Here is a 25,967-nt window from a genome sequence, read left to right on the forward strand (position 1 = left end):
TTATTAATACTATTGTTTGTCTTTAAATTTTTTTTAATTGTTTTGTTGGTATACTTCAATAGAATCCTTTTTTAGTCTTTCTTTTAGCCACAATTTCATTTTTTGTTGTGTATCTAAATCAATTTTTTTCTTTGTTTGATAAAGGATCACCGGAATAATTTTAGATTTATTTTCTTTGTTTTCAATAGTGTAATTTCCGATTTCAAGAGAAGTTATAGTTGGAAATAATATTTTGACTTCGTCATTAATTTGCTTTGTGTTAAAATGATACTGTGATAATTGGCTTTGTAAACTAGTGATTAAAATATCTTTTTGATCTGCAATATTTTGATTGCTATTAATTTGGTTCATGATATCTCTTCTCAAATTTACAGTATCTTGTCTGATAATCAGTTTTGTGTTAGGTAAATTATAATCAGCGAGCTTTTTGTTGAGACCAATAATTTCGCTGTCATCAAATTTTTTAGCTAAAAAGGCTAATTCAATTCTTTTGGGATTCGTATTGTATCTGATTTTTTTATAGATCAATGGATAGTCATTATTAAGAAATTCATTTTGGATAAAAATTTCTGTTCTTGAAGTATAGCTTTTTTGATTGTATAACTGATATGCAAAATACACACTGGGCACAATCAGAAATAAAATTAAAACAGAAATTCCGTACTTCACTTGCTTTTCATGCTTTATATCAAGTTGTTTTGCGATTGGATATTTTAAATATTTTACAATCATAAAAGTTGCAATGCAAATAAAAACACAATTGATAGTATACAGATACATTGCACCCAAAAAATAAATGAAGTTTCCAAGCGCCAGGCTGTAACCTGCAGTACAAAGCGGAGGCATCAGGGCAGTGGCAATGGCAACGCCTGGAATTGGATTTCCTTTTTCTACACGGGTTACTGCAATTACACCAACTAAGCCACCAAAAAATGCAATTAAAATATCATAAATATTTGGAGATGTTCTTGCTAACAATTCGGATTGTGCTTCTTTAAACGGGCTAAGATAAAAATATATCGTAGAAGTAACCAGGCTTACCAGGGTTGCAATAACAAGATTTTTAATTGATTTTTTTAAAAGCTCAAAATCATACATTCCCAGACCAAAACCTGCTCCAACAATTGGTCCCATTAACGGTGAAATTAACATTGCCCCAATAATTACTGCTGTCGAATTTACATTTAATCCAACTGACGCGATAATAATGGCACAAGCTAAAATCCAAATATTTGAACCTCTAAAAGATACCGAACCCGTAATATTTTCTATTACTGATTTTTTATTTTCCTCACCTTTGTGAAGATCAATAAAATTTAAAATCTTTTGAGTTAAATCTGTCATGGTAGTTAGGAAAGAAGTAATAATGTCTAATTTAATCAAAAAAAAGGGATCTAATGAGAAATTTCAGAGAGAAAGTATCTAAATATTATTTACAGAGAGATGCTATTTTAAAAAGTCTCCATCAATTATTAATAGTTCAACACCTTTTATTGTTATGGAACGATGTGAACTTACATCATCAGAAACTACATAAGTCATTCCTTTTGAAAGTTCAAATTTTTCTCCATTTTCTAATTCGCTTACAAATTCACCTTCCAAACAATGTACAATATGCCCTTTTTGGCACCAATGATCGGCCATATAATTTTCAGAATAAGTAACTTTTCGAATTCGTAAACCTCCTAGTTGTAAGGTTTGCCAATAAGCGGTTCCGGTTTCTCCCGGATGTTCCGTCTTTGTAATTTGTGTCCAGTCAATGGTTTGAAAAGGTATTGCAGTCATAGTTTTTTTGGTTTGATTAATTAATGGTTAATAAAAAATCCTCAGTTACGAATCGTAAATGAGGATTTTGATTTTCTGTTTAAAAGGTAAGATTAATTACGTTTTAATACTTTATATTGCTCATAACAGGCACTAATAGCGTCCATAATTTGTAAATCGTTTGCTGTTTGAATAAAAGAATCAGAATAGTTGCAGCGTTGCAAAATCTCCGGAATTTCATCCTTGCTAACACCTAAAAGCACAGAAACAGTTTCGCGATCGTATTTTGATTCCAAAAGATTTCTAACCGTATCGTCTTTCTTCATTTCCTTTAATTTCTTGAGCTCTTTTCCATTTTTTCCAAAGAAACCATATAACACGTCAGCTGGATTAAAAATAGATCCCAATACTTTTCCAAAAGCATTTGGCGAATATTCTCCAGCTTCATAACCTTGTGTAAGACCTGAAATGCTATAACGATAATTTTCTTTGGTAGGAATTAATTTCGAGTCAACTTCAAGATAACCGGTTAAACTAAAAGGTGCAATGATAACTTCTTCAAGTGCAATCGCTTTTTCGGTAAGCTGAATTCTGGTTACTTTATTTTTTATCCAGTCATTCGTAACTCTAATTCTCAAAGACTGAAAACCTAAAATCGAAAAGTGAATCGTATCATTTGGCTGTACATCAATTTCAAAGTATCCTTTAGCGTCAGATTTTGCGCCACGAACTTTGTTTGTGTTAATGATATTTACGTTAGGAAGAGGTTGTTTACTATTGTCATTGATAATGTATCCTGATACTCTTTGCGGAACATTAGATTCTGTGTCTTGTGCAAAACCAAAAGTTGAGAATAGTGTAAAAAAGAAAACGGCGAAATATTTCATATCCTGATTTAAAGCACTAAAAGTAGTAAATCGGGATTAAATATTTCGCAGTCTTTGAATATAATTATCAGAAAATTAACAAAGCAAGAATTGCTGCTTTTTAGTATTTAAGTAAAAAGAAGTGAGGAGATTTAAATTTTGTTTGAATTGCAAGACTCATCAATTCAGAACAAGGTTTTTGTATAAAAAAATCCCAAATTCCAAGTATTTCTGGAATTTGGGATTTTGTATTTTAAGATATTGACTTATTAGTCTCTTCTTGGTCTTCTTGGTCTTGGTGCATCACCAAAGCTTTCAGAACGTCTTGGAGCTCTGTCTGAACCACCTTCGTTTCTTGGAGCAGAACTTCTAAAACCACCTTCTCTTTTTGGAGCAGATGAGTTTCTGTCGCTTCTAAAACCGCCTCCTTCTCTTGGAGCTGAATTTCTGTCGCTTCTAAAACCTCCGCCACCAGAACCTTCACGTCTTGGGCCGAAACTTCCTCCGCCAGAACCTTCACGTCTTGGACCTCCAGAAGAACGTCCACCACCAGAGCGTCCGTTATGGTCACGTCTTCCGCCACCATCATTTTTAGAAATTTCAACATTAATACGACGTCCTTCTAACTGTACGTTGTTTAATACTTCCATTACTTTATCAGTATGCTCAGGATCAGTATTAAAGAAAGAGAAACCTTCTTTTACATCCACTTTGAAAACGTCATCACGACCTAAGTCTAATGTTTCTTTCAAATAATCCTTAAGAGTCATCCAATCGAAATTATCTCTTGAACCGATGTTCACAAAATAACGAACTGCTCCGTTATTATTGAATTCTCTTGGCTCAGAGTCGTTTCTTTCGCGTCTCTCTCCAGAAGATTGAGCGGAAATATCTCTGTTCTTTTTGTAGTAAGCAATAAAACGGTTAAATTCTACTGAAACCATTTTCTTGATCAGTTCTTCTTTCGATAAACCTTCAAGAACGTTATTGATTGCTGGCAAATAGTTGTCAATTTCGTGATCAACTTCAGTATCTTTAATTTTAGTTGCTAAGTGCAATAATTGAATTTCGCAGATTTCAATTCCTGATGGAATTTGTTTTTCTTCGAATTTTTGTTTGATGATTCTTTCGATAGAAGAAATTTTACGTAATTCACTTTTAGTAACAATTACGATAGAAGTTCCTAATCTTCCAGCTCTACCAGTACGTCCAGAACGGTGATTGTATGTTTCAATTTCGTCAGGAAGTTGGTAATTTACTACGTGAGTAATATTATCAACGTCAATACCACGTGCAGCAACGTCAGTTGCAACAAGCATTTGAATTTGTCTTCCACGGAAAGATTTCATTACACCATCACGTTGCGCCTGAGATAAATCCCCGTGCAATGCAGCAGCGCTGTATCCATCTTCAATTAATTTTTCGGCTACGGCCTGAGTATCTCTTTTAGTACGACAGAAAACCACAGAGAAAATGTCCGGGTTAGCATCGGCGATACGTTTTAGAGCTTCGTAACGATCACGTGCATTTACTAAGTAAAATTCGTGAGAAACTGTTGCAGAACCAGAGTTTTTAGCTCCAACAGTAATTTCAACAGGGTCGCTCATAAATTGTTTTGCAATTCTGGCAACCTCTTGTGGCATAGTTGCAGAGAACAACCATGTACTTTTTTGATCCGGAGTATCTGATAAAATCGAAACGATATCCTCATAAAATCCCATGTTCAACATTTCGTCAGCCTCATCAAGAATACAGTAATCTATATTTTTAATGTTTACTAAACCTCTGTTAATCATGTCTTGCATTCTTCCCGGAGTAGCTACAATAATTTGTGCTCCTCTCTTAATGTCCCTAGCTTGCTCTGTAATACTAGCCCCGCCGTAAACTGCTACCACATTAATACCTTTCTCGTATTTTGCGTAGTTTTTAAGTTCGTTGGTAATCTGTAAACAAAGTTCTCGTGTTGGCGATAAAACTAATGCTTGTGTATTTCTGTTGTCAGCATCAATTTTTTGAATTAGCGGAAAACCGAAAGCTGCCGTTTTCCCTGTCCCTGTCTGAGCCAACGCAACCATATCTGTATCTTTTTCCAATAATAGGGGAATCGCTTTCTCCTGTACTTCTGACGGATTCTCAAATCCTAGATCTAAAATCGCCTTCAGTAACGATTCATTCAATCCTAATTGTTCAAATTTATTCATATATATTTTTAAAATAGGGTGCAAAATTACTGTTAATATTTCACATAAACTAATGCATTTTTAAGAATTATGCATTTGTTATGATTTGATTATCAAAAAGTTATGTTTGTCGTAATATCAGTTCGATCATGCAATGAATAATTTTACGTCTAATAATATAAATTCTGCCCTTTAAAATGTTGTATTTAAAACAATTATTTTGTGGAGTTCAGAAAATCAATTAGTTGCTGAGTTGCTTTCGCACGATGACTGATTTTATTCTTTATATACGAAGATAATGCTGCAAAAGTTTCATCATAATTTTCGGGCTGAAATATTGGGTCATATCCAAAACCATGATTTCCAGATTTATCTAAAGTAATTTCTCCACTTGCAATTCCGGTAAATAAATGTTGTTCTCCTTTGATATTTAATGCAATGACGGTCTTGAACTGGGCACTACGATCTGATTTATCCGCCAAAGCATTCAAAAGTTTATTCATATTATCGTCAGCATTTCGCTGTTCGCCGGCATACCGTGCAGAATAAACGCCAGGTTCTCTGTTTAAAGCCGTAACTTCTAAACCCGTATCATCTGCAAAACAATCGTAACCATATTTTTCTGTTACATAATTCGCTTTCAAAATAGCATTTCCTTCAATAGTATCAGCCGTTTCAGGAATTTCTTCATGACAGCCAATATCCTCTAAGCTTAATAATTGTATCGATCCGTTTAGGATACTTTGAATTTCCTTGATTTTATTTAGATTGTTTGAAGCGAAAACCAGTTGCATATTATAAAGTTTAAGTATGAGTAATTTGAAACACAAATTTAGAATTCTTATATTTGATAGTTGCCTAAAAAATAAAAATAAATGCAGATATCCGCGCTTTATAAAAAAATAACACCTTTTGTTAAACCGTATCGAAAAATGGTAATTGCTACTTTACTGCTTACTTTTTTAGGTTCATTTGCCGCACAGGTAAATGCTTTAATATTAAAATACACAGTTGATTCTATCAATAAATTGATGGTAGCACATGAACCTTTGTCCAAGGGGTTTCATTTATTAGAGATTATTAGTATTGTATTGCTTACTAAAGAGTTGGTTTATTCGATAGTGCAGTTTGGACAGAAATTTTATGGAGAAAAACTGCGAATTTTTATAACCCGTGATATTTCTCAGTCAATAGTCGAAAAAATTCTGACTTACAGAATGGAGTTTTATACTTCGAATGAAAATGAAAGCGGAAAACTTCAAACCAGAATAGATTTAGGAATCAGCAGTTTGACGAGATTGGTTCAGAATTTTTTTATTGATATTTTGCCCTTATTTGCAAATGCTTTTGTTGCATTGATATTGATGTTTTATGCCAATGTTTACGTTGGTTTGGTAAGCTTATGTATCATTCCGATTTATTTTTATGTGAGCCAATTGCAAGCCAGTAAATTAAGCGGTTTTAGAAGGAGAATGCGTAATTATCGTGAAACTAAGAATAACGGAATTATAAGTTTAATTGAATCTATAACGGTTATTAAATCTTTTGTTCGTGAACCAATGGAAGCCGATCGTCATAAGAATATTCAATTTGAAATGACCGAAAATCAATTGGCGACCAGAAAAACGAGTTTCATTTTTGAAAGTATAAAAGGCTTTATTGAACAAATAGGAGTTGTTATTATCATTATTCTGACGGCTTATTTTGTTTTGAATAATACGATGACAATTGGCGCGATTATGTTTCATATCATGTTGTTTAACAATGTTTCATCTCCAATTAGACAATTACATCGCATTTATGATGAAGTAAATGATGCTTTGATTTATTCAGAAGGTTTCTTTGAAATTTTAGAATCTGATCAGGAAAAAGAAACAAGTGGAGATTATATTCCAGACAAAATTGTTGGACTTATCGAAGTAAAAAATGTAGACTTTGTTTACCCGAACGGGACCAAAGCGCTTTCGAATATTAATTTTACCATTAAACCAAATGAAACCAGCGCATTGGTCGGATTAAGCGGTGCCGGAAAAAGTACTATTATCAATTTGTTAGATAAATTTTATTTGCCGTCAAGCGGAAAAATTTATTTAGATGGAGTTGATTTAAATGATTACGATACTGATTTTCTCCGTAAAAATATTGGATTGGTTTTGCAGAAGAATCATATTTTTAAAGGCACAATTGCTGAAAATATTCTTTATGGAAATCCTGATGCTACAAAATTAGAAATTATTGATGCAGCTAAACAAGCGTACATTCATGAGCAAGTAATGCAATTGCCAAAAGGATATGATTCTGATGCGCATTTGCTTTCAGGCGGACAACAACAGCGAATTGCAATTGCCAGATTATTTTTAAAAAATCCGCCAATTATTTTTCTGGATGAACCTACAGCAAGTTTGGATGCCATTGCAACAGAGCAAATAAAAAAATCTCTCGACGCTATAAAAAAGGACAGAACCGTAATTATTATTTCACATAGCATTTCTCAAATTATTGATGCTTCACATATTATTGTATTAGAAAGAGGAGAATGTGTAGAGCAAGGAACGCACGATGAATTATATGATAATAAAGATGTTTATTATGAAATATTTACAGCGATGGCAAATAGTTTAAATATTGATAAAATTACGCAGACACTTGAATAAGAGAAATACGTATGTGCGCATTTTGTCATCTCGAACGAGGGATCTCCGCAAGAAGCGCCTCATTTAAAATCGCCAATCTTTGTCGAGCTACTTACGGAGATCCCTCGTTCGGGATGACAAAGATTGTAAAACCGAATCTTTGTCAAAGTTTTAAACTTTGACAAAGATGACGACGTACAAAAATCATTTGTACATTTTAGGTACACAAAAATACAAAGCCCAAATAGGTCAGCTTTATTTTATAAATTTATCTAATCAATTAAAAACAAAACTATCTACCCAAAATTATAACCACAATGATTACAAAATCTTTCATTTTTACTGCCTTAATAACCTGTTTATTTTTTATGAATATGGGCTATTCACAAAAAAATAATTCGTTTGATATTAGAAAACAACTCGATTATTGTGCAGTACAAGCATCGAAAACATTAACTATGATTCCAAATGACGGGACTTCGCCAAGAAGTATTCCAACGGGAAGTAAAGATTGGAAATTTGTCGATTATAAAGATTGGACCAGCGGATTCTGGCCCGGAGAATTATGGTATTTGTACGAAGCAACCGGAGACAAAAAATGGGAAAAGGAAGCAGATAAATTCAGTAGATTTTTAACTCCTTTATCTGTAAATAAAGCAAATGATCACGATCTTGGATTTCAAATTTTTAATAGTTTCGGAAATGGTTATCTATTAACGAAAAACGCAGCATACAAAGATATTATCCTGAAAACAGCCGATACTTTGGCGACACTTTTTAATCCAAAAGTAGGAACGATTCAATCCTGGCCACATAATAAAATGGGCGGTCATAATACGATTATTGATAACATGATGAATTTAGAATTGCTTTTTTGGGCATCTAAAAACGGAGGAAATAAAAAGCTTTACGATATTGCAGTCAAACATGCTGAAACTACGATGAACAATCATTTTAGACCAGATTACACTTCTTATCATGTTTTAATTTATGATTATGAAACTGGCAAAAAAATAAAAGGAAGAACAGCGCAAGGTTATAGCGACGATAGTATGTGGGCGAGAGGTCAGGCGTGGGCGATTTATGGTTTTACAATGACTTACAGAGAAACAAAAGATCCTAAATTTCTGGATTTTGCACATAAAGTAGCACGTGTTTATCTGGATAAATTAACAACGGAGGATTTAATTCCGTATTGGGATTTTAATGCGCCTAATATTCCAAACGAGCCAAAAGATGCTTCGGCAGCAGCAATTGTTTCTTCAGCACTTATTGAATTGAGTTCTTATACTAAAGATAAAAAACTAAAAAATGAATATCTTTCAAAATCTAAAAAGATGATTGTTGAACTTTCAGGGCATTATCAAAGTCATGAGGTGAACTCAGCATTTTTATTGCATTCAACCGGACATAAGCCTGCCGGAAGCGAAATAGATTGTTCTATTAATTACGCCGATTATTATTATCTTGAGGCACTTTTAAGACTTCAAAAATTAAAATAAATTAAAGATTATGATGAAGAAAATAAGTCAAATTTCGTTTGCATTTATTTTTGCGTTAATGCTGTTAAGCTGTAAAAACACAAAGCAAAAACTTCAGGAATATGTTGCTACTTATAATAGCACCGCTGCCAGTTTTAAAGCAGAAAATGTAACACTTACAACTGCCAGAGGATATATAAATGACAACAAAATCGAATTGCGTTTTGAAACTAATTTAGAACAAAACGAATCTAATAAAACGGAAAGTATAAAACGATTTTCAGACTTATTGCGAGAGATGCTAAATAAAGATCAAATTCCGAAAGAATTGGTAGATGAAGGTGTGCAATTTGATGTTTATTTTTTGGCTGATGATAATACTGTATTTGTAAAAGAAGTAGTAAACGCTGAGACTATGCCGGAATTAATAAAAAAATAATCAATTTACTTTAAAAATTAAAGCCCTTTAAAAAAAAAATTAAAGGGCTTTTTTGTACCTGTACAAGATTTTTAGTTTTGTAATAATTTATTTATATTCAAGTGGTTATGTTTTTGTTTTTATCAAATTATGTTGCTTTTGTCTGTAAAGTTTGCTATGTTTGAGTTAATATTTAACCATAAAACCAAAAAATTATGAAAAAAATTACTCAAATCGTATTCATCTTAACCTGTGCATTGTTGTTGGTAAGCTGCAAAAATACCAAGCAGAAAATTCAGGAACATGTAAGTAATTATAACACTTCATCTTCTATAAAAGGAGGAAATGTTGTTAGTACCAGTGCTAAAGCATTCTTGAATGATAATAAAATTGAAATAAGAATTGAAACCAATTTAGAAGGAACTGAAGTAAACAAACTAGCTTATAAAGATACTTTTCCTGATTTAATTAAAGACATGATTAAAAACGATCAAATTTCTCCATCGTTAATTGAAGAAGGAGTAAAGTTTGATGTGTACTTTTTATCCTACAATAATATAATTCTGGCTCAGCAATTAGTTGATAAAGAAGAATTGGCAGTTTTAGAAAATGGTTCTGTAGCTGGAAAAGAAACAGCAAAGCTTTGATTTAAATGAATACCAAAAACATAATTTACCAAAAATAAAAAATCCTCTTTTGTTATTTAAAGAGGATTTTTTGTTTCTACTGTTTTCTAACATTGGTTAGAATATCAGGAAAATAAATATCAGAAAGATGTGTGAATTCGTCTCCACGCATAAAAATATTAGGACCAACATCAGCAAAAGATGTTTTGCCGGCTGCAGCTAAAAGTTCATTGGCAGCGTGCAAAGTGTTTTTATGAAAATGATACACACGATCTGATTTGTCGGTGACAACCAAACCTTTCATTAGCATTTTATTTTGAGTTGCAACTCCGGTTGGACATTCGTTATTATGACAACGAAGCGCCTGAATACATCCTAATGAAAACATAAATCCGCGCGCACTATTGCACATATCGGCACCTAGGGCAACAGCATGTAAAATAGAATAACCCGAAATGATTTTTCCGCTGCCAATAATTCTTATTTTATCACGAATATTTAACGCAATAAGCGTTTTATTGACAAAAATCAATGCAGGTTCAAACGGCATTCCAACGCCATCAGCAAATTCTAAAGGAGCTGCTCCTGTACCGCCTTCAGCACCATCAACGGTTATAAAATCAGGATAAATATCTTCGGCAATCATTTCATGGCAAATAGCTTCAAATTCGTTGGTGTTACCAATACACAATTTAAATCCAATTGGTTTTCCGTTTGATAATTCACGTAATTGTGCTATAAAACGAATAAGTCCCTTGCCGTCAGAAAAAGCATGGTGACCGGGAGGAGAAAGAATCATCGTATGCGGTTTAACACCTCTGATTTTGGCAATCTGTTCGGTATTTTTTGCCGCCGGAAGTACACCTCCATGACCTGGTTTTGCGCCCTGAGAAAGTTTAATTTCGATCATTTTTACGTTTGGGAGATTGGCTTTTTCTGAGAATTTTTCAGGACTGAAATTTCCATCATCATCGCGACAGCCAAAATAACCTGTACCAATTTGCCAGGTAATATCGCCACCACCCGCAAGATGAAATTCTGTTAAACCGCCTTCTCCGGTATTTTGGTAGAAGTTTCCTTTTTTGGCACCAATATTAATAGCACGAACCGCATTTTCGCTTAGCGAACCAAAACTCATCGCCGAAACATTAAATAAAGAAGCAAGATAAGGTTGTTTACAATCTTTTCCGCCAACCAATATACGTGGTAATTCTTCATTAACTTTTGCCGGAAAAATAGAATGTTTTATTCCTTCGTAGCTATCATGATTTAAGTTTTGCTGCGTTCCGAAAGGTGTACTTGAATCTATGTTTTTAGCTCTTTGATAAACCAATGAACGCTGGTTTCTTGAAAAGGGTTTTCCGTCTGTAGATCTTTCAATAAAGTATTGTTGAATTTCCGGTGCAATCATTTCAAATAAATATCTGAAATAACCCAAAACAGGAAAGTTTCTTAATATGGCATGTTTTGTTTGAATGGCGTTATAAACACCAACCACTAATAATATTGGTAAAATGATAACAAGTAAAAAACCGCGTTCAGTATAATAATAGGTGACTGCAACAATTAGAAACAATAAGAGTCCGTAGATAAAGAATTTTTTTCTCATGTTTTTAAAAAATTTAAAAGGTAATAAAGTAATAATTAATTGAATCGTAATCTAACATAGACATGTTTGATTCCTTTTTTATCTGATTCTCTTTCATCAATTTCAAGAATATCAGTTAAGGATTTTAGCATTGGCGTAAGCTTAGAAAAGCCATAATTTCTTGGGTCAAATTCCGGTTTTTTCTTCACAATTAAATTTCCAACATCACCCAAAAATGCCCATCCATCATCATCTTCGATATCTTCAATTGTAGCTTCTATAAGCTCAATAGTTTGTTTGTCTATTTTGTGTAATGCTTTTTCGGTAGGTTTTTCAATAGGTTTTTCAACAGGTTTCTTGGCACCTGCTGTAGATTTAAGTTTTTTCTTTTGAATTGCACCATCCAAAACCTCAATATAAATAAACCTGTCGCAGGCAACAATAAAGGAGTTTGGCGTTTTCTTTTCGCCAATACCAATAACTTTCATGCCTGATTCACGCAAACGAATGGCCAAACGAGTAAAATCGCTATCGCTTGAAACAATGCAAAAACCATCCAGTTTTCCTGAATAAAGTAAATCCATTGCGTCGATAATCAATGCAGAATCTGATGAGTTTTTTCCAACCGTATAACTGTATTGCTGGATAGGAGTAATGGCATGTTCGAGTAAAACGCCTTTCCATCCATTTGAGTTTGGTTTGGTCCAGTCTGCATAAATACGCTTGGTAGTTGGCGTGCCAAATTTAGCGATTTCTTCCATCATACCTTTTACGTTACTGTACGGAACGTTGTCGGCATCAATAAGAACAGCTAGTTTTAAGTCTTTTACGTTGTTTAAAGGCATTATTTACAAGTTAGAAAACAAAGGTAAAACTAAAATTGGTTTTTATTTAGACTTGATGATAAATATGTCTTTTGTTACCAATAAATTATTTTGGTTATAAATAAGATTTTTTTTGTAAAAATTAATTAAAGATAAATTTGTCTTTTAATATGGGTTTAAATATATTTGTATAGAATTTAATCAACTTAATATGTTTTCAAAAGCGTGCGAGTACGGCATTCGGGCTTCTATATTTATCGCAACCAAATCATCAGAAGGTATTCGGGTTGGGATAAAAGATGTGTCAAAAGAAATTGATTCTCCAGAACCGTTTACGGCCAAAATAATGCAGATTTTAACCAAAAACGGAATCATAGCTTCTGCAAAAGGAGTGGGCGGAGGATTTGAAGTTTCGAAAGAAGCCGTAAAATCTATCAAATTAATTCAGATTGTTGATGCAATTGATGGAAATACTATATATAAAGGTTGCGGAATCGGATTAAAAGAATGTTCAGAAACACATCCTTGCCCGGTACATAATGAGTTTAAAAAAATACGGGAATTGCTGCTTGCCATGTTAACCAATACAACATTAGAAGAATTGGCTTCTGGAGTTAATTCAGGCGATTTTCATCTTAAAATATTGAACAGAAACGAATAAAAATTTTATAATTTAAATACTTAATAATGAATAAAAAAGTCAAAATTTCAATGCTTGTACTAATGGGATTTTTAGCCATAACTTCTTGTGGAAAAAAAGAAACAGCACCAACTGAAGAATCGACAGAAGTAAATGAAACTACAGAAGGAGAAGGGCAGGCGGCAACAGCGGTAAGCAACGTTTTGGTTGTTGAAGGAAATGATCAAATGCAATTTAATACAAGCGAATTACGAGCAATTGCCGGGAAACCAATAACATTAACTTTAAAGCATGTTGGTAAAATACCAAAAGAAGCCATGGGGCATAATCTGGTTATTTTACAGCAAGGTACAGATGAAGCTGCTTTTGCTGCAAAAGCAATTACAGCAAAAGAAACCGATTATATTCCTGCTTCAGAAAAAGCATCAATTATTGCCCATACTAAATTACTTGGTGGAGGAGAAGAAGATACAATAGAATTTACAATTGATAAAAAAGGGACATATAACTTTTTATGCACTTTTCCTGGGCATTTTGCCATGATGAAAGGTGTTTTAATTGTAGAATAAACATAAAAAAAACTCTAATGTAAATGCATTAGAGTTTTTTTAAACTTAAATAAAAGACGTTTTTATCTTTTATTAAAATTAATTGAAAATCGCAATAACTAATTCAAAAAAAATGGAAAATTTAAAGAATAAAACAGTAGGCTCATTTGTAGCACAGGATTTTAGAACAGCGGCAATTTTTACAAAATATCAAATCGATTTTTGTTGTAAAGGAAACCGAACGATAACGGAAGTTTGTGAAAAACAAGATATTGATGCAGATGTATTAATGCAAAACGTTTTTGATGTACTACAGTCTGAAAACGGAAATACGATAGATTTTAATTCGTGGCCATTAGATTTATTGGTCGATTATATTGAAAAAACGCACCATCGTTATGTTGAAGATAAAACAACTATTTTGACGCAGTTTTTAGATAAATTATGTAAAGTTCATGGCGAGGGACATCCGGAATTATTTAGAATTAATGAGCTATTTACCGCCGGCGCTGGAGAATTGTCGCAACATATGAAAAAGGAAGAGTTAATGTTATTTCCTTTTATTAAACGAATGGTAAAAACGAAAGAATCTAGCGGAGTTTTAACACAGCCATCTTTTGGAACAGTTTCAAATCCTATTGCAATGATGATGCAGGAACATGAGAATGAAGGAGATCGTTTTAGTGAAATTGCAAAACTGACTGATAATTATACGCCGCCGGCTGATGGATGTACAACTTATAAAGTAACATTTGCGATGTTAAAAGAATTTGAAGAAGATTTGCACAAACACATTCATCTTGAAAATAATATCCTGTTTCCTAAAGCTGTAATTCTGGAAGAGGAATTTGCCTAATACTAACTAATTTAGAATTAATGCACCAACTTATTCGACTTATGTTTGGTGCATTTTTATTTGAAAAGAAATGAAAATAGATTTTAAACTGAATTCGCAAAAAAGTTGGATACTTTGTTGTTTTCTCAACTTTCTCATAGCTTCAATTATGGGTTTGCTGTTGCGTTTTTCATACCTTTTTCCTTTAAATGTAAATTATATTTATCTGCTTCATGCACATTCTCATGTTGCCATGTTAGGTTGGACTTACATGATGATTTATATTTTAATCATCCATTTTTTTGTTCCGAATCATAAAAGAGAGAAACCAATTTACAATCAATTGTTCTGGGCGACGGAATGTGTGGTTATCGGAATGATGATTGCTTTTCCTGTTCATGGTTATGGATTGTTTTCAATTATATTTTCGACCACACATATTTTATTAAGTTATGTTTTTTGCTGGCTCGTTTGGAAAGATGCAGCAGCTGATAAAACCTATAATAAAAGACTTTTATTGATCTCGATTCTGTTTATGGTTTTTTCTACTTTTGTAGTCTGGTGTCTTGGTCCGGCAATAAGTACATTGGGCAAACAAAGTGCTTTTTATCAAATTGCAATTCAGTTTTTTCTTCATTTTCAATTTAATGGCTGGTTTTTAGTAGCAGTTTTGGCATTGTTTCTACAACAATTTAAGGGTGAAATCAATCTAAAACATTTTAGAATATTCCAGATTTTGCTACTTATTTCAATCCTGTTAACGGTTGCATTTCCCGTAAGTTGGTTTGTTGATATGAAAATATTAAGATGGATAAATGCGTGTGCTGTTGTGCTCCAGCTTTTGGCTTTTGTTTATTTCTATAAAATGCTAAAAACTCAAATAAAGACTTTTAAAGCCAGTTTAAATTCAGCAACCAAAATGGTTTACGGGTTGGCGTTTAGTTCTTTATTTCTAAAAATAAGCTTGCAATTATTGGTTTTGTTACCTTGTTTTACTGAAACTTTACATCAGATAAGGAATTTTGTAATTGGATTTATCCACTTGACATCATTGGGTGTAATTACCGGTTTTTTGTTCGGAATATTAATTCAGAATAAAATACTTTCAAATCAATCTTACATACTTCGTTTAGGAATGAAGTTTTTTGTTTTGGGATATATTGCAACTGAAATTTTGTTATTTCTTCAGGGATCCTTTTTTTATTTCAACAGAGGAAAACTTCCCAGATATTACGAAAGCATTTTTGCAGCGAGTTGTTTAATTGTATCAGGATTAATTTTGATTGTAACTTCAATTATAAATAAAAAAACAAGAGTTGATTAATAAAATCTTCTCTTGTTTTTGACTAATCAACCTATTTAATTTTTTTAGCTTCTTCGTTTATTATCGTTATGGTTTTATCGTTATTTACTCCTAAACCTTCTTGCTGGTATATTAATTCGCCTTTTGGATTAAAAACGCTTATAATATTGGAATGCGAAAAATCGATTGGCGAAATCTGTTTATAATTTACCGCAAGTACAGCAGCAAATTCGCGTGTGTTTTCTTCAGTAGAACGAAGAAAAATCCAGGGATCCTGATTCATTTTATTTTCTATTGCAAAAGCCTTTAATCTTTGCGGAGTATCGGTTTTAGGATCGATGCTTACTAATATAAGTTTTATGTTTTTTTTAGTTTGTTTGTCGAGTTTTGTTTCAATAGATCTCATGTCTGCCACTAATCTTGGGCAGGCCGCCTTGCACGATGTGTAAATCATTACCATGACAAGAACATTCCCGTTTAAACTTTTTAATTCGATATTTTTTCCATCCTGAGTTGTCCATTCGGAGGGTAAATTATAGATCGATAAATCGTTAATTTCTTTGCTTTTTGGTATCGGTTGGCTTTCTTTTTTTTCAGCATCTTTGCAGCTTTGTAAAGTAAAAAGAAGAATAAAGAACACCAGTATAGTTTTATTCATTTTTTAATAATTTTAGAATTAAAGTCTCGTTGCACCTGCACAGCGAAAACCAAGATTTCGGGTCGAATATTGCGCTTTAAGACTTCCTCTAAAAGCATATCGCATAAAAGCAGCATAATCCATTAAGTCAGTTGCATTGACAGATGCACCGCCACAAAAAAGGTTTTTGTCTTCGCTTTTGTCTTTTCTGGATTCTCCCGATAAAAAAATGCTGTTAAAATCAGCAGTCCACTCCCAAACTAATCCATGCATGTCATAAACTCCCCAATAATTTTTGAATGTTTGACCAATCGGGTTTTCATAGGTTTTTGATTTTTCATACCAGGACAAAATGTATTTATTGAATTCTGTTTTCGTTCTGGCATCTGTTTTTTTCTCATCCGCCATAGCCACATATTCCCATTCATCCATTGTTGGTAACCGCTTTCCCTGGCATTCGCAGTATTTTTTGGCAGCAAACCAGGAAACATTTGTTACAGGCGATTTAGGGTTTACATTTCCAAAATCAAGATCATTTTTCCAGTACGCCAAATAACTTTCATCAGCAAAAATGCCTTTTATTTTAGATTTGCCAAGGCTTGTATTTTTTTTTATAAAACTCAAATATTCAGCGTTAGTAACAGGGTAAACATCCAAAAAAAATGATTTTACTTTTACAGGACTTTTAGATGTGGCTCCGTAAAGAGGGACAAATGAACCCTCTTTTACCGGAACCATTTTCGATTCTTGCGCTCTTAAGAATCCAATCTGAGCCAAGAATAGAAAAATAATTAAAATGCTTTTTAGCATGTTGTTTTTAATTTTATCGTTGTGCCTTAACCATTTCCGTAGTAATCTCTGTTTTATTGTTACCCCAATTATTGTATATGTAAGTCATAACATTGGCTATTTCATCATCAGATAAGTTTTGCGCCGGCATTACACTACTAAATTTTTTACCATTTACGGTAATTTCGCCGCTTAAACCATGTAAAATTGTTTTGATGGCTCTTTTTGAATCTGCATTAAGATAATCTGATTTTGCAAGAGGAGGAAAAGCTCCCGGAATTCCTTGTCCTTCAGATTGGTGACAGGCAAAGCAGGTTGTTCCAAAAATTTCTTTTCCAATTTTTATTTTATCAGCCAAAGTTCTTTTAGGAGCACTTGCCGCAGCGGCAGCTTTAGTTTCAGGCATTTTCTGAATAGTTCCACCTTCCGGCAAATAAATCCCTTCCTGAATAGTTCCTGAATAAATGTTTTTATTTTCGGCACCTTCCACTTTCAATATTCCCAAAGCACCTTTATTAAAGGCTCTAAAGATAGAGTGGTCCACTAAGATGAAATTTCCCGGGGTTTCTACTTTAAAGTCAACAATTGCAGATCCACCCGCAGGAATTAATGTAGTTTGAACATTTTTATTCATCATGGCGCCACCTTCAACATGCACATTATCAAAAATTTCACCAATGACGTGGAAAGAAGAAACTAAATTCGGACCACCATTCCCTACAAATAAACGTACTGTTTCGCCCACTTTTGCAGTAAGTTCATTTCCGTTTGTCATCGATCCTACTTTGCCATTAAAAACAACATAATCAGGAGTTTCCTTAATTGCTTTATTCATATCAAAAGGCTGAAGTCCTTTTGCTCCATATTCGCCTTGCGTATAAAAATCGCCCTGCATTACATAGTATTCCTTATCAACCGGAGGAAGTCCGCCTTCTGGTTCAACCAAAATTAAACCGTACATTCCATTTGCAATGTGCATTCCCACAGGAGCAGTAGCACAATGGTAAACATAAAGCCCCGGATTTATAACCTTAAAACTAAACACCTTTTCATGTCCCGGAGCTACCAAAGATGATGTTGCGCCTCCACCAGGACCTGTTACAGCGTGTAAATCTATATTATGAGGTAATTTGTTGTCAGGATGATTTTTTAAGTGAAACTCCACTTCATCGCCTACGCGGGTTCTGATAAAACTTCCTGGAACAGAGCCGCCAAATGTCCAATACGTGTATTTTACACCATCTGTCATTGTGCCTTCCTGTTCTTTAATTTCCATGTTTACTTTCAATTTCATAGCCGCTCTATTGCCAATAGGTTTTGGTACCATCGGCGGAGCAGTAAGTTCGGCATCCATTTGTCCTTCTGTTTTAATTTCAGTGTAATTGACTGATTCTTCACTTTTTTTGCATGAAGATAAAATTAGTAAACAAAAAAAGGTATAAACAAATAACCTGATAACAATAGGGGCTTCATTCTTCTTTTTCATAATAATTGGTTTTATTTTAGTTTTAAATCTGGAGTAAAATTAAAGGAGTCTTTTGTCTTTTATTATGATAAAAGTCATATATTACTTATATTTTTTTTGAGGATTTATTTAATTAATAAACAATTAATTGCCTAATTCTTGTAAAAAGCTTACAGTATTAAAGGTAAAATTCAATATTTTTAATATTTTTTAATAAAAATAAAAGGCTAACTCTATTTTAGAATAATAATCATTATTTTTGCACCCTGTATAAATAAAAATTATTACTTCAAAATATATTTATGGTAAAAGATTTATTCGAAAGAATTCAGAACAATAAAGGGCCATTAGGAAAATGGGCTTCACAAGCTGAGGGTTATTTTGTTTTCCCTAAATTAGAAGGTGAACTTGGTCCAAGAATGCAATTTGGTGGAAAAAATATTTTAAATTGGAGTTTGAATGACTATTTAGGTCTTGCAAATCATCCGGAGGTTCGTCAGGCAGATATCGATGCAGCAACTCAATTTGGAGCAGCTTACCCAATGGGAGCCAGAATGATGTCCGGACATACTAAATACCATGAACAATTAGAAAATGAGTTGGCTGAATTTGTAATGAAACCAGCTGCCTATTTATTGAATTTTGGTTATCAGGGAATGGTTTCTACTATTGATGCCCTTGTTACTAAAAATGATATCATTGTATATGATGTAGATTCTCATGCTTGTATTATTGATGGTGTTCGTTTGCATATGGGTAAACGTTTTACTTATAAACACAATGATCTTGAAAGTATGGAAAAAAACCTGCAAAGAGCTACCAAAATGGCTACTGAAACAGGTGGAGGAATTTTATTTATTACTGAAGGTGTTTTTGGAATGCGAGGACAACAAGGTAAATTAAAAGAAATTGTTGCCTTAAAAGAAAAATATAATTTCCGTTTATTAGTTGATGATGCACACGGTTTTGGTACACTTGGAAAAACAGGTGCCGGAGCAGGTGAGGAGCAGGGATGTCAGGATGGTATTGATGTTTACTTCTCGACTTTTGCAAAATCAATGGCAAATATTGGAGCTTTTATTGCTGCAGATAAAGATATTGTCGATTATTTGAAATACAATTTACGTTCGCAAATGTTTGCAAAAGCATTGCCAATGATTCAGACAATTGGTTCTTTAAAACGTTTAGAATTATTGCGTAATCATCCTGAATTGAAAGACAAGCTTTGGGAAAACGTAAATGCATTACAAAACGGATTACGTTCAAGAAACTTTAATATTGGAGACACAAATACTTGCGTTACACCAGTTTATTTAGAAGGAAGTGTTCCGGAAGCAATGGTTATGGTAAACGATTTAAGAGAAAACTATGGTATTTTCTTGTCGATTGTAATTTATCCTGTAATTCCAAAAGGAATTATTTTATTGAGAATGATCCCAACAACATCACATACTTTAGCTGATATTGATGAAACACTTACTGCTTTTGAAGCAATTCGTGAAAAATTAGAAAACGGTACATACAAAGAAATCGCAAGCAGAACAACAGTTGATTTAGACGCTTAATTTCTTTTGAAATAAGATTCCGTTATATGGGAATTATATAAAAAATCCATTCGTTTATGCGAATGGATTTTTTTATTATTAAAGTAACTTTATAGCACTAATTATTAAAAATTAAGATTATGAAAAAAGTATCAGCAATTACAATAATGATTTTAACCCTTTTTATTTCCTGTAAAAATGAGACTGCGCTTCCGCCTCCGCAAATAGAGCCAAACGCTCCAAAAGAAGCAGAACTTGTTGAACCGGCAGGAGACCAATGCTATGCATCAAGACTTAATGGAAATATAGTTGCTTTGAGTTTTAATGTAAATTCTCATCAGGAAGTAAATGGAAAATTAAGCTATAACATTACCGGAAAAGATAGAAATGAAGGTACCCTGATAGGGAATATGAAAGGAGATACTTTAGTTGCAGATTATACTTTTACATCAGAGGGAGTCTCTTCTGTTAGAGAAGTAGTTTTTTTGCAAAAAGATGGAACTCTTATCGAAGGATATGGAGATGTAGTTGATGCTAATGATAAAGTATCTTTTAAAGATAAAACAAAATTAAAATTTGACGCGAAAAACACATTGACAAAAGTTGAATGTGCGCAATAATTGTAATCTCAGTCTCAGTCTCAGTTTTCAGTCTCTTCAATGAGATTGAAAACTGAAAACTGAAAACTGAAAACTGAAATTTTCTTATAAATATTTTAAATACGTTTTTCTCTGACAGTGAATTGTTGGGTCAAAGTTTTTCCAAAGTAAATGAATAGCTGTATTTTCGGCTAATTCTGGCGTTCTGATGCAATTTTGAATTCCTTTTTCTGAAAAAGTTTTAAAATATTCATCAAAAATAATAGCTGTTACACCTTTGTTTTGATAATCAGGATGAACACCAATTAAGTAAAAAACAACATCTTTACTCTTTTTTCTGGCTTTCAATAAATGAATAAAACCAAATGGGAATAATTTTCCTTTTGCTTTCTGTAAAGCTTCAGAAAAACTTGGCATTACAATACTAAAAGCAACTAGATTATCGTCTTTATCAACGACGAATTTAATGTATTCGGGATTGATAAAACTGATGTATTTTTTCTTAAAATATTCTTTCTGTACATCTGATATTGCTACAAACGAAGCTAGTTTTGCATAGGATTCATTAAACAAATCAAACATTTTATCAACGTGTGGCATAATGTCTTTTGTTTTTGTAAATGTCAATGCTCTCAAACCATATCTTTTTTTGATTAATTCCTGAGCTTTCAGAAAAAATTCAGGCTTTACATTTGAGAATGGAAAAATACTTTCGATATATTCTTTTTCGACCTGAAAACCTAATTGTTCAAAATGAGTTACATAATACGGATTATTGTACCAGGTAATCATAGTTCCCATTTGGTCATAACCTTCGGTAAGAACTCCAACTTTGTCTAAATTCGAAAATCCCATCGGGCCTTCAGCATGTTCCAGATTATGTAATCTTCCTAATTCGTATACTTTTTCTAATAAGGCTTTTGTAACTTCAATATCATCAATTACATCAAACCAGCCAAAACGAACTTTTCTTTTATGCTGATTATTGACTTCAGACCAATTGATAATGGCTGTTATTCGACCAACAATTTCATTATTTTTATAAGCCAGATAAAAATACGCCTCGGCACTATCAAAAGCAGGATTTTTTGTTTTGTCAAACGATTCTAATTCATCTGCAATAATAGGCGGAACCCAATAAGGATTGTTTTTGTATAATGAAAACGGAAATTTGATATATTCTGTTAATTCTTTCTTGGTTTTTGCTTCTTTAATTGTAATCATTAAGATCGTTATTGTAAAATCTCTTTTATTTAGAGAAGTTGGTTATTAAATTCTTATTCGTATTTAGATTTACGCTTTCTTTCTTGCTCCTGATAATCAGTTTCTTTCTTCGATTTTTTTGATTTCGGATCTTTTACTTTTTTCTCTTTTCTGGATTCTCTTTTAAATTCCATTTGTTTTTCCTTGTACTTACCGTCATAACGCCATGAAACTCCAACTCCGCCATACATAATAGAAGGCGAATTTTTAAAGTTTGTACTTATTGATGCGTCAACCTGTAAGTTCGGATTAATTAAGTAAGCTGCTCCTCCACGAACAATAGCGTCGCTGTAGAAATCACTTTTATATCCTTGATTTTCAATAAATCCAGACCATTTGTCATTAAATCCATGCGTCAAAGTTAATACATATCCGTAACTTGGATAGTCTGTTGTGATATAATCTGCTATAATATTAGTTACAAAAACCCATTTTCCGCCTCCAAAAACGTTTTGCGTAATCAATGCTACCTTTGGAGAAATACTTGATTGGGGAGAAAAAGAATACGGATTATCAGCCCCGACAAAATTAGCTCCTGCAAATACCGAAACAGCCGGAATTAAAGAGTGCCAGTCAAAACGATGATTCGCTTTATAGCTGTAAATGTTTTTTGTTTTTTCGTAGTTTTTAAAAGGATCATAAATCAAATATTTAGCTCCCAAAACGGTTTGTCTGAAATTGTTTTTTTTGTAGCTTGTATACGGAGTATCAAAGTTTTCCATTTGATATTGCAAGTCAAGAACGAATTCTAGTTTTTCAAGAAAAGCACCGTATCTAAAAGTTAAATCGGTTCCAAAACCACTTGCGTCATAATTTAGTAAATCATGTTTTTCTTTGATGCCGTAAATGCCAATTTCGGCCTGAATTACTGATTTTCCAACTGCATAGGCAGACATCGTTTCACCTGGCCTGTTCGAGTTAATAACATCGGTATATTGCGCAAAAAATAATTGTGGTGCAAAAAAAAGAGATGTAATAAGTAGGTATTTAATTTTTAACATAAATCTGTTTTTGGGATTAAAAAGATATAACGCATTTCAAATGTACATATTTTATTATTTATTTAAGATTCATATTTTAATTTTAAACAATGGATTTATTAATTTTGGAAAAAAATTATATGATCATGCAAGAAGCATCTTTTTCAGGTTTAATAAAAGCTATTGTATACATGATAGCATTTTATTATATTTTTAAATTTTTAGCCAGAATCTTTTTGCCTGTATTGGTAAAAAAAGCGGTTGAAAAAGCAGGAGAGAATTTTCAAAAACAACAACAATATAGTCAGGATAATAGCTGGCAAAAAACACGTAACAACAATGATGAAATAATCATCAATACTGCTAATGCAAAAAATCCACGCGAAACCAAAAAAGTGGGAGATTATGTTGATTACGAAGAAATAGATTAAGTTTGTGCCCTAAATAATAGGAATCATCATTTAACCTAAACCAACCTAAATTGAAAATAGTAAATAAGTTCTATCCGCATGCCCTTGTTATATTGGGCTTTATTCTCGTTTCCTTAATTTATTTTTACCCGGTTTTACAGGGAAAACAAATCTTCCAGTCTGATATTGCACAATATACAGGAATGGCAAAGGAGCAAAATGATTTTAGAGCTGCAGAACATAGTGAACCTTATTGGACAAATTCTGCTTTTGGCGGAATGCCAACGTATCAGTTAGGTGCAAACTACCCAAATGATTATGTAGGTAAACTAGATGATGCTTTACGTTTTTTACCACGTCCTGCAGATTATTTATTTCTATATTTCCTGGGTTTTTACGGATTGTTATTGGTTTTAAAAACAGATCCGCTAAAAGCTTTTATTGGCGCGATTGCGTTTGGTTTTTCTACTTATTTAATTATTATTTTAGGAGTTGGTCATAATGCAAAAGCGCATGCTATTGCTTATATGCCGCTTGTAATTGCCGGTTTTATACTTGTTTTCCAGAAAAAATACATTTGGGGAGGCTTACTCACCATGTTTGCAGTAGCGCTGGAAGTGAATGCAAACCACTTTCAAATGACGTATTATCTATTGATATTTTTATTAATACTTTCTGGATATTTTACTTTTCAGTTTATTAAAGATAAAGAATATAAGCCTTTATTAATATCATTTGGAGTTTTGGCAGCGGCAGGTATTGTTGCTATTGGTGCAAATGCTACTAATTTGATGGCAACAAGCGAATATGCTAAATTTAGTATTCGCGATAAAAGCGAATTGACTTTTAATCCGGACGGGTCTAAAAATCAAACAACCGCTTCGATGACAACAGATTATATTACAGAATATAGTTATGGTGTTGCAGAAAGTCTGAACTTAATTGCCCCAAGAATTTTTGGAGGATCCAGCCATGAAAATGTTGGAACCGATAGCCGTATGTATTCTTTTATGATTGAGCAGGGAGTTCCATCAGATCAGGCACAAGATTTCGTTTCGGGAATGCCAACGTATTGGGGAGACCAGCCAATTGTTTCTGCGCCGGCTTATATTGGTGTTGTGGTTTTCTTTTTGGCTGTTTTAGCATTGTTTATAGACGATAGAAAAATAAAATATGTATTTCTCGCAGGCGCATTATTTACATTGATGCTTTCCTGGGGAAAAAATTTCTCCTTACTAACTAACTTTTTTATAGAATATGTGCCAATGTACGATAAGTTCAGGGCAGTTTCTTCTATTCAGGTTATTTTAGAATTATGTATTCCTGTACTAGCGGTTATGGGGTTACAATCTTTTTTTAAGTTTAAGGATGAGCCAAAATTACAGCAGAAAGCATTAGTTCAAACTGGCGTTTTTGGTTTGGGAGTTATTGCTATTCTGGTAGTTGCAAAAGGATTTTTTCATTTTACGGGAATGAGCGACAGTGCATATATGGAAAGTTACGGACCAGCTTTTGTTGATGCTTTAAAAGACGACAGAAAGAGTTTATATTCTGCTGATTTATTGCGTTCCGGATTTTTTATTGTAGTAACATTTGGAATTTTATGGTTGTTCATCAAAAATAAATTTTCACAAAATACTACTTTAATCATTGTTGGACTTTTGATGATCTTCGATTTGTTTTTTGTGGACAAAAGATATGTTTCTGCAAAAGATTTTGTGAGTCCGGTTCAAATTGCATCTCCATTTCAGGAAACTCCTATTGACGCCAAAATCTTAGAAGACAAATCAATATATCGTGTATTTGATGTGCAAGGCCAATTGCAAGGAAGATCTTCTTATTTTCATAAAACAATTGGAGGATATAGTGCTGTAAGACCGCGAAGAATGCAGCAATTAATGGATTATCAAATTCAAAAAGGAAATATTGAAGTGCTTAATATGCTAAATGTTAAGTATGTAATCCAAACTAATAAAGAAGGAAATGAGGTTCCTGTTGCAAATCCCGATGCAAACGGAAATGCATGGTTTGTAAGTTCGCTAAAGTTAGTAAACAAACCAGATGATGTTATGAAAGCATTAGATAAAATCGATACAAAAAATGTTGTGGTTTTTAATGTTCATGATTATGAAGGTAAATTTAAAAGTGCCAGATTAAAAAAACAATGGGACACAACAGGAACGATAAAAGTTGTGGAATACAAACCAAACTACATCAAATATCAATCAGATAATAAAAAAGATGGTTTAGCCGTATTCTCTGAGATTTATTACAAAAATGGATGGAACGCTTATGTTGATGGAAAATTGACAGATCATTTCCCTGTAGATTACGTTTTAAGAGCAATGGAGGTTCCGGGAGGAAAACATACTATCGAATTTAAATTTGAGCCACAAGTTATAAAAACCGGTGGAACCATTGCATTAGCAAGTTCAATTGGAATGTTGTTGCTTTTAGTTGGTGGGATTTATTTTGAGAATAGAAAAAAGTCTACTGAACAGTCTTAGTAAATAATCTCAGTTTTAAATCTGCAAATCTTCGTGAAATCTTGGCGAAACTTTGTGAACAATAATT

Annotated in this window: 24 protein-coding genes; 12 read left to right on the forward strand and 12 right to left on the reverse strand. The window is 33.0% G+C overall.

The genetic code is table 11. The features are described 5' to 3' along the window. Positions 1-33: 33 nt before the first annotated feature. From SD960_RS13395 to SD960_RS13415, 5 genes are all read right to left on the reverse strand, one after another. Positions 34-1,344, reverse strand: coding sequence for a DUF389 domain-containing protein (locus tag SD960_RS13395; RefSeq protein WP_318803850.1), 1,311 nt, complete (start codon positions 1,342-1,344; stop codon positions 34-36). 102 nt (positions 1,345-1,446) lie between these two features. After that, a complete protein-coding gene (locus tag SD960_RS13400; protein ID WP_318803851.1) occupies positions 1,447-1,785 on the reverse strand; it encodes a DHCW motif cupin fold protein in 339 nt (112 codons plus the stop codon). A gap of 92 nt (positions 1,786-1,877) precedes the next feature. Then, the gene (locus SD960_RS13405) at positions 1,878-2,651 is read right to left on the reverse strand and encodes a carboxypeptidase-like regulatory domain-containing protein (RefSeq protein WP_042563229.1); all 774 of its coding nucleotides are present in this window, start codon (positions 2,649-2,651) and stop codon (positions 1,878-1,880) included. A 248-nt stretch (positions 2,652-2,899) separates the two neighbouring features. Then, positions 2,900-4,831, reverse strand: a complete 1,932-nt coding sequence (locus SD960_RS13410; protein WP_318803853.1) for a DEAD/DEAH box helicase — start codon at positions 4,829-4,831, stop codon at positions 2,900-2,902. A gap of 194 nt (positions 4,832-5,025) precedes the next feature. Next, complete coding sequence (locus SD960_RS13415; protein ID WP_318803854.1) at positions 5,026-5,604, reverse strand: non-canonical purine NTP diphosphatase; 579 nt, start codon at positions 5,602-5,604, stop codon at positions 5,026-5,028. 81 nt (positions 5,605-5,685) lie between these two features. Between SD960_RS13415 and SD960_RS13420 the strand changes: the two genes are divergently transcribed. The 4 genes from SD960_RS13420 to SD960_RS13435 all read left to right on the forward strand — a co-directional run bounded on the left by SD960_RS13420 (position 5,686) and on the right by SD960_RS13435 (position 9,989). Further along, on the forward strand, positions 5,686-7,464 hold the full coding sequence (locus SD960_RS13420) for an ABC transporter ATP-binding protein (protein ID WP_318803855.1): 1,779 nt from the start codon (positions 5,686-5,688) through the stop codon (positions 7,462-7,464). A gap of 296 nt (positions 7,465-7,760) precedes the next feature. After that, positions 7,761-8,945, forward strand: a complete 1,185-nt coding sequence (locus SD960_RS13425) for a glycoside hydrolase family 88 protein (RefSeq protein WP_318803856.1) — start codon at positions 7,761-7,763, stop codon at positions 8,943-8,945. Positions 8,946-8,955: 10 nt separating this feature from the next. Then, positions 8,956-9,363 (forward strand): hypothetical protein, encoded by a 408-nt coding sequence (locus SD960_RS13430; protein ID WP_318803859.1) that lies wholly within the window; start codon positions 8,956-8,958, stop codon positions 9,361-9,363. Positions 9,364-9,557: 194 nt separating this feature from the next. Continuing rightward, complete coding sequence (locus SD960_RS13435; RefSeq protein WP_318803861.1) at positions 9,558-9,989, forward strand: hypothetical protein; 432 nt, start codon at positions 9,558-9,560, stop codon at positions 9,987-9,989. Positions 9,990-10,065: 76 nt separating this feature from the next. Here SD960_RS13435 and SD960_RS13440 read toward each other — a convergent pair whose 3' ends face one another. Beyond that, the gene (locus SD960_RS13440; RefSeq protein ID WP_318803863.1) at positions 10,066-11,577 is read right to left on the reverse strand and encodes an FMN-binding glutamate synthase family protein; all 1,512 of its coding nucleotides are present in this window, start codon (positions 11,575-11,577) and stop codon (positions 10,066-10,068) included. Between the two features lie 35 nt (positions 11,578-11,612). Next, positions 11,613-12,401: an NYN domain-containing protein gene (locus tag SD960_RS13445; RefSeq protein ID WP_318803866.1), complete on the reverse strand. Its 789-nt coding sequence runs from the start codon at positions 12,399-12,401 to the stop codon at positions 11,613-11,615. Positions 12,402-12,591: 190 nt separating this feature from the next. Here SD960_RS13445 and SD960_RS13450 point away from each other — a divergent pair, with 190 nt between their 5' ends. From SD960_RS13450 to SD960_RS13465, 4 genes are all read left to right on the forward strand, one after another. Further along, positions 12,592-13,041 (forward strand): Rrf2 family transcriptional regulator, encoded by a 450-nt coding sequence (locus tag SD960_RS13450; protein WP_318803869.1) that lies wholly within the window; start codon positions 12,592-12,594, stop codon positions 13,039-13,041. A 26-nt stretch (positions 13,042-13,067) separates the two neighbouring features. Then, complete coding sequence (azu, locus tag SD960_RS13455) at positions 13,068-13,589, forward strand: azurin (RefSeq protein ID WP_318803871.1); 522 nt, start codon at positions 13,068-13,070, stop codon at positions 13,587-13,589. A 112-nt stretch (positions 13,590-13,701) separates the two neighbouring features. Then, positions 13,702-14,424: an iron-sulfur cluster repair di-iron protein gene (gene ric / locus SD960_RS13460; protein ID WP_318803873.1), complete on the forward strand. Its 723-nt coding sequence runs from the start codon at positions 13,702-13,704 to the stop codon at positions 14,422-14,424. A 70-nt stretch (positions 14,425-14,494) separates the two neighbouring features. After that, positions 14,495-15,727: a hypothetical protein gene (locus tag SD960_RS13465; RefSeq protein WP_318803874.1), complete on the forward strand. Its 1,233-nt coding sequence runs from the start codon at positions 14,495-14,497 to the stop codon at positions 15,725-15,727. 31 nt (positions 15,728-15,758) lie between these two features. Here SD960_RS13465 and SD960_RS13470 read toward each other — a convergent pair whose 3' ends face one another. The 3 genes from SD960_RS13470 to nirK are packed head-to-tail and all read right to left on the reverse strand — an operon-like array spanning position 15,759 to position 18,618. Continuing rightward, positions 15,759-16,364, reverse strand: coding sequence for an SCO family protein (locus SD960_RS13470; RefSeq protein ID WP_318803876.1), 606 nt, complete (start codon positions 16,362-16,364; stop codon positions 15,759-15,761). Positions 16,365-16,382: 18 nt separating this feature from the next. After that, entirely contained in the window at positions 16,383-17,153 is a 771-nt protein-coding gene (locus SD960_RS13475; RefSeq protein ID WP_318803878.1) for a formylglycine-generating enzyme family protein, read from the reverse strand. A gap of 13 nt (positions 17,154-17,166) precedes the next feature. Beyond that, entirely contained in the window at positions 17,167-18,618 is a 1,452-nt protein-coding gene (gene nirK / locus SD960_RS13480) for a copper-containing nitrite reductase (protein ID WP_318803879.1), read from the reverse strand. 281 nt (positions 18,619-18,899) lie between these two features. On the opposite strand from nirK, the gene SD960_RS13485 reads away from it, so the two are divergent. Continuing rightward, a complete protein-coding gene (locus SD960_RS13485) occupies positions 18,900-20,162 on the forward strand; it encodes a pyridoxal phosphate-dependent aminotransferase family protein (RefSeq protein ID WP_318803880.1) in 1,263 nt (420 codons plus the stop codon). Positions 20,163-20,281: 119 nt separating this feature from the next. Beyond that, positions 20,282-20,761, forward strand: coding sequence for a hypothetical protein (locus SD960_RS13490; protein WP_318803882.1), 480 nt, complete (start codon positions 20,282-20,284; stop codon positions 20,759-20,761). Between the two features lie 84 nt (positions 20,762-20,845). Here SD960_RS13490 and SD960_RS13495 read toward each other — a convergent pair whose 3' ends face one another. Next, positions 20,846-21,964, reverse strand: a complete 1,119-nt coding sequence (locus tag SD960_RS13495; RefSeq protein ID WP_318803884.1) for a GTP cyclohydrolase — start codon at positions 21,962-21,964, stop codon at positions 20,846-20,848. Between the two features lie 53 nt (positions 21,965-22,017). Then, positions 22,018-23,004 (reverse strand): transporter, encoded by a 987-nt coding sequence (locus SD960_RS13500; protein WP_318803886.1) that lies wholly within the window; start codon positions 23,002-23,004, stop codon positions 22,018-22,020. A gap of 89 nt (positions 23,005-23,093) precedes the next feature. Here SD960_RS13500 and SD960_RS13505 point away from each other — a divergent pair, with 89 nt between their 5' ends. Next, entirely contained in the window at positions 23,094-23,414 is a 321-nt protein-coding gene (locus SD960_RS13505; protein ID WP_243396800.1) for a DUF4834 family protein, read from the forward strand. A gap of 50 nt (positions 23,415-23,464) precedes the next feature. Continuing rightward, positions 23,465-25,900, forward strand: a complete 2,436-nt coding sequence (locus tag SD960_RS13510; protein WP_318803893.1) for a YfhO family protein — start codon at positions 23,465-23,467, stop codon at positions 25,898-25,900. Positions 25,901-25,967 lie beyond the last annotated feature (67 nt).

The organism is Flavobacterium sp. MMLR14_040 (assembly GCF_033657265.1).
GTDB lineage: Bacteria > Bacteroidota > Bacteroidia > Flavobacteriales > Flavobacteriaceae > Flavobacterium.

What these genes read in the sequence shown, in the direction of transcription:
- nirK (WP_318803879.1), bottom strand. Translation starts at nt 18,618, where the DNA reads ATGAAAAAGAAGAATGAAGCCCCTATTGTTATCAGGTTATTTGTTTAT.
- SD960_RS13505 (WP_243396800.1), top strand. Translation starts at nt 23,094, where the DNA reads ATGGATTTATTAATTTTGGAAAAAAATTATATGATCATGCAAGAAGCA.
- ric (WP_318803873.1), top strand. Translation starts at nt 13,702, where the DNA reads ATGGAAAATTTAAAGAATAAAACAGTAGGCTCATTTGTAGCACAGGAT.
- SD960_RS13420 (WP_318803855.1), top strand. Translation starts at nt 5,686, where the DNA reads ATGCAGATATCCGCGCTTTATAAAAAAATAACACCTTTTGTTAAACCG.
- SD960_RS13465 (WP_318803874.1), top strand. Translation starts at nt 14,495, where the DNA reads ATGAAAATAGATTTTAAACTGAATTCGCAAAAAAGTTGGATACTTTGT.
- SD960_RS13490 (WP_318803882.1), top strand. Translation starts at nt 20,282, where the DNA reads ATGAAAAAAGTATCAGCAATTACAATAATGATTTTAACCCTTTTTATT.
- azu (WP_318803871.1), top strand. Translation starts at nt 13,068, where the DNA reads ATGAATAAAAAAGTCAAAATTTCAATGCTTGTACTAATGGGATTTTTA.
- SD960_RS13440 (WP_318803863.1), bottom strand. Translation starts at nt 11,577, where the DNA reads ATGAGAAAAAAATTCTTTATCTACGGACTCTTATTGTTTCTAATTGTT.
- SD960_RS13495 (WP_318803884.1), bottom strand. Translation starts at nt 21,964, where the DNA reads ATGATTACAATTAAAGAAGCAAAAACCAAGAAAGAATTAACAGAATAT.
- SD960_RS13400 (WP_318803851.1), bottom strand. Translation starts at nt 1,785, where the DNA reads ATGACTGCAATACCTTTTCAAACCATTGACTGGACACAAATTACAAAG.
- SD960_RS13470 (WP_318803876.1), bottom strand. Translation starts at nt 16,364, where the DNA reads ATGAATAAAACTATACTGGTGTTCTTTATTCTTCTTTTTACTTTACAA.
- SD960_RS13450 (WP_318803869.1), top strand. Translation starts at nt 12,592, where the DNA reads ATGTTTTCAAAAGCGTGCGAGTACGGCATTCGGGCTTCTATATTTATC.
- SD960_RS13485 (WP_318803880.1), top strand. Translation starts at nt 18,900, where the DNA reads ATGGTAAAAGATTTATTCGAAAGAATTCAGAACAATAAAGGGCCATTA.
- SD960_RS13425 (WP_318803856.1), top strand. Translation starts at nt 7,761, where the DNA reads ATGATTACAAAATCTTTCATTTTTACTGCCTTAATAACCTGTTTATTT.
- SD960_RS13445 (WP_318803866.1), bottom strand. Translation starts at nt 12,401, where the DNA reads ATGCCTTTAAACAACGTAAAAGACTTAAAACTAGCTGTTCTTATTGAT.
- SD960_RS13435 (WP_318803861.1), top strand. Translation starts at nt 9,558, where the DNA reads ATGAAAAAAATTACTCAAATCGTATTCATCTTAACCTGTGCATTGTTG.
- SD960_RS13410 (WP_318803853.1), bottom strand. Translation starts at nt 4,831, where the DNA reads ATGAATAAATTTGAACAATTAGGATTGAATGAATCGTTACTGAAGGCG.
- SD960_RS13475 (WP_318803878.1), bottom strand. Translation starts at nt 17,153, where the DNA reads ATGCTAAAAAGCATTTTAATTATTTTTCTATTCTTGGCTCAGATTGGA.
- SD960_RS13415 (WP_318803854.1), bottom strand. Translation starts at nt 5,604, where the DNA reads ATGCAACTGGTTTTCGCTTCAAACAATCTAAATAAAATCAAGGAAATT.
- SD960_RS13430 (WP_318803859.1), top strand. Translation starts at nt 8,956, where the DNA reads ATGATGAAGAAAATAAGTCAAATTTCGTTTGCATTTATTTTTGCGTTA.
- SD960_RS13405 (WP_042563229.1), bottom strand. Translation starts at nt 2,651, where the DNA reads ATGAAATATTTCGCCGTTTTCTTTTTTACACTATTCTCAACTTTTGGT.
- SD960_RS13395 (WP_318803850.1), bottom strand. Translation starts at nt 1,344, where the DNA reads ATGACAGATTTAACTCAAAAGATTTTAAATTTTATTGATCTTCACAAA.
- SD960_RS13500 (WP_318803886.1), bottom strand. Translation starts at nt 23,004, where the DNA reads ATGTTAAAAATTAAATACCTACTTATTACATCTCTTTTTTTTGCACCA.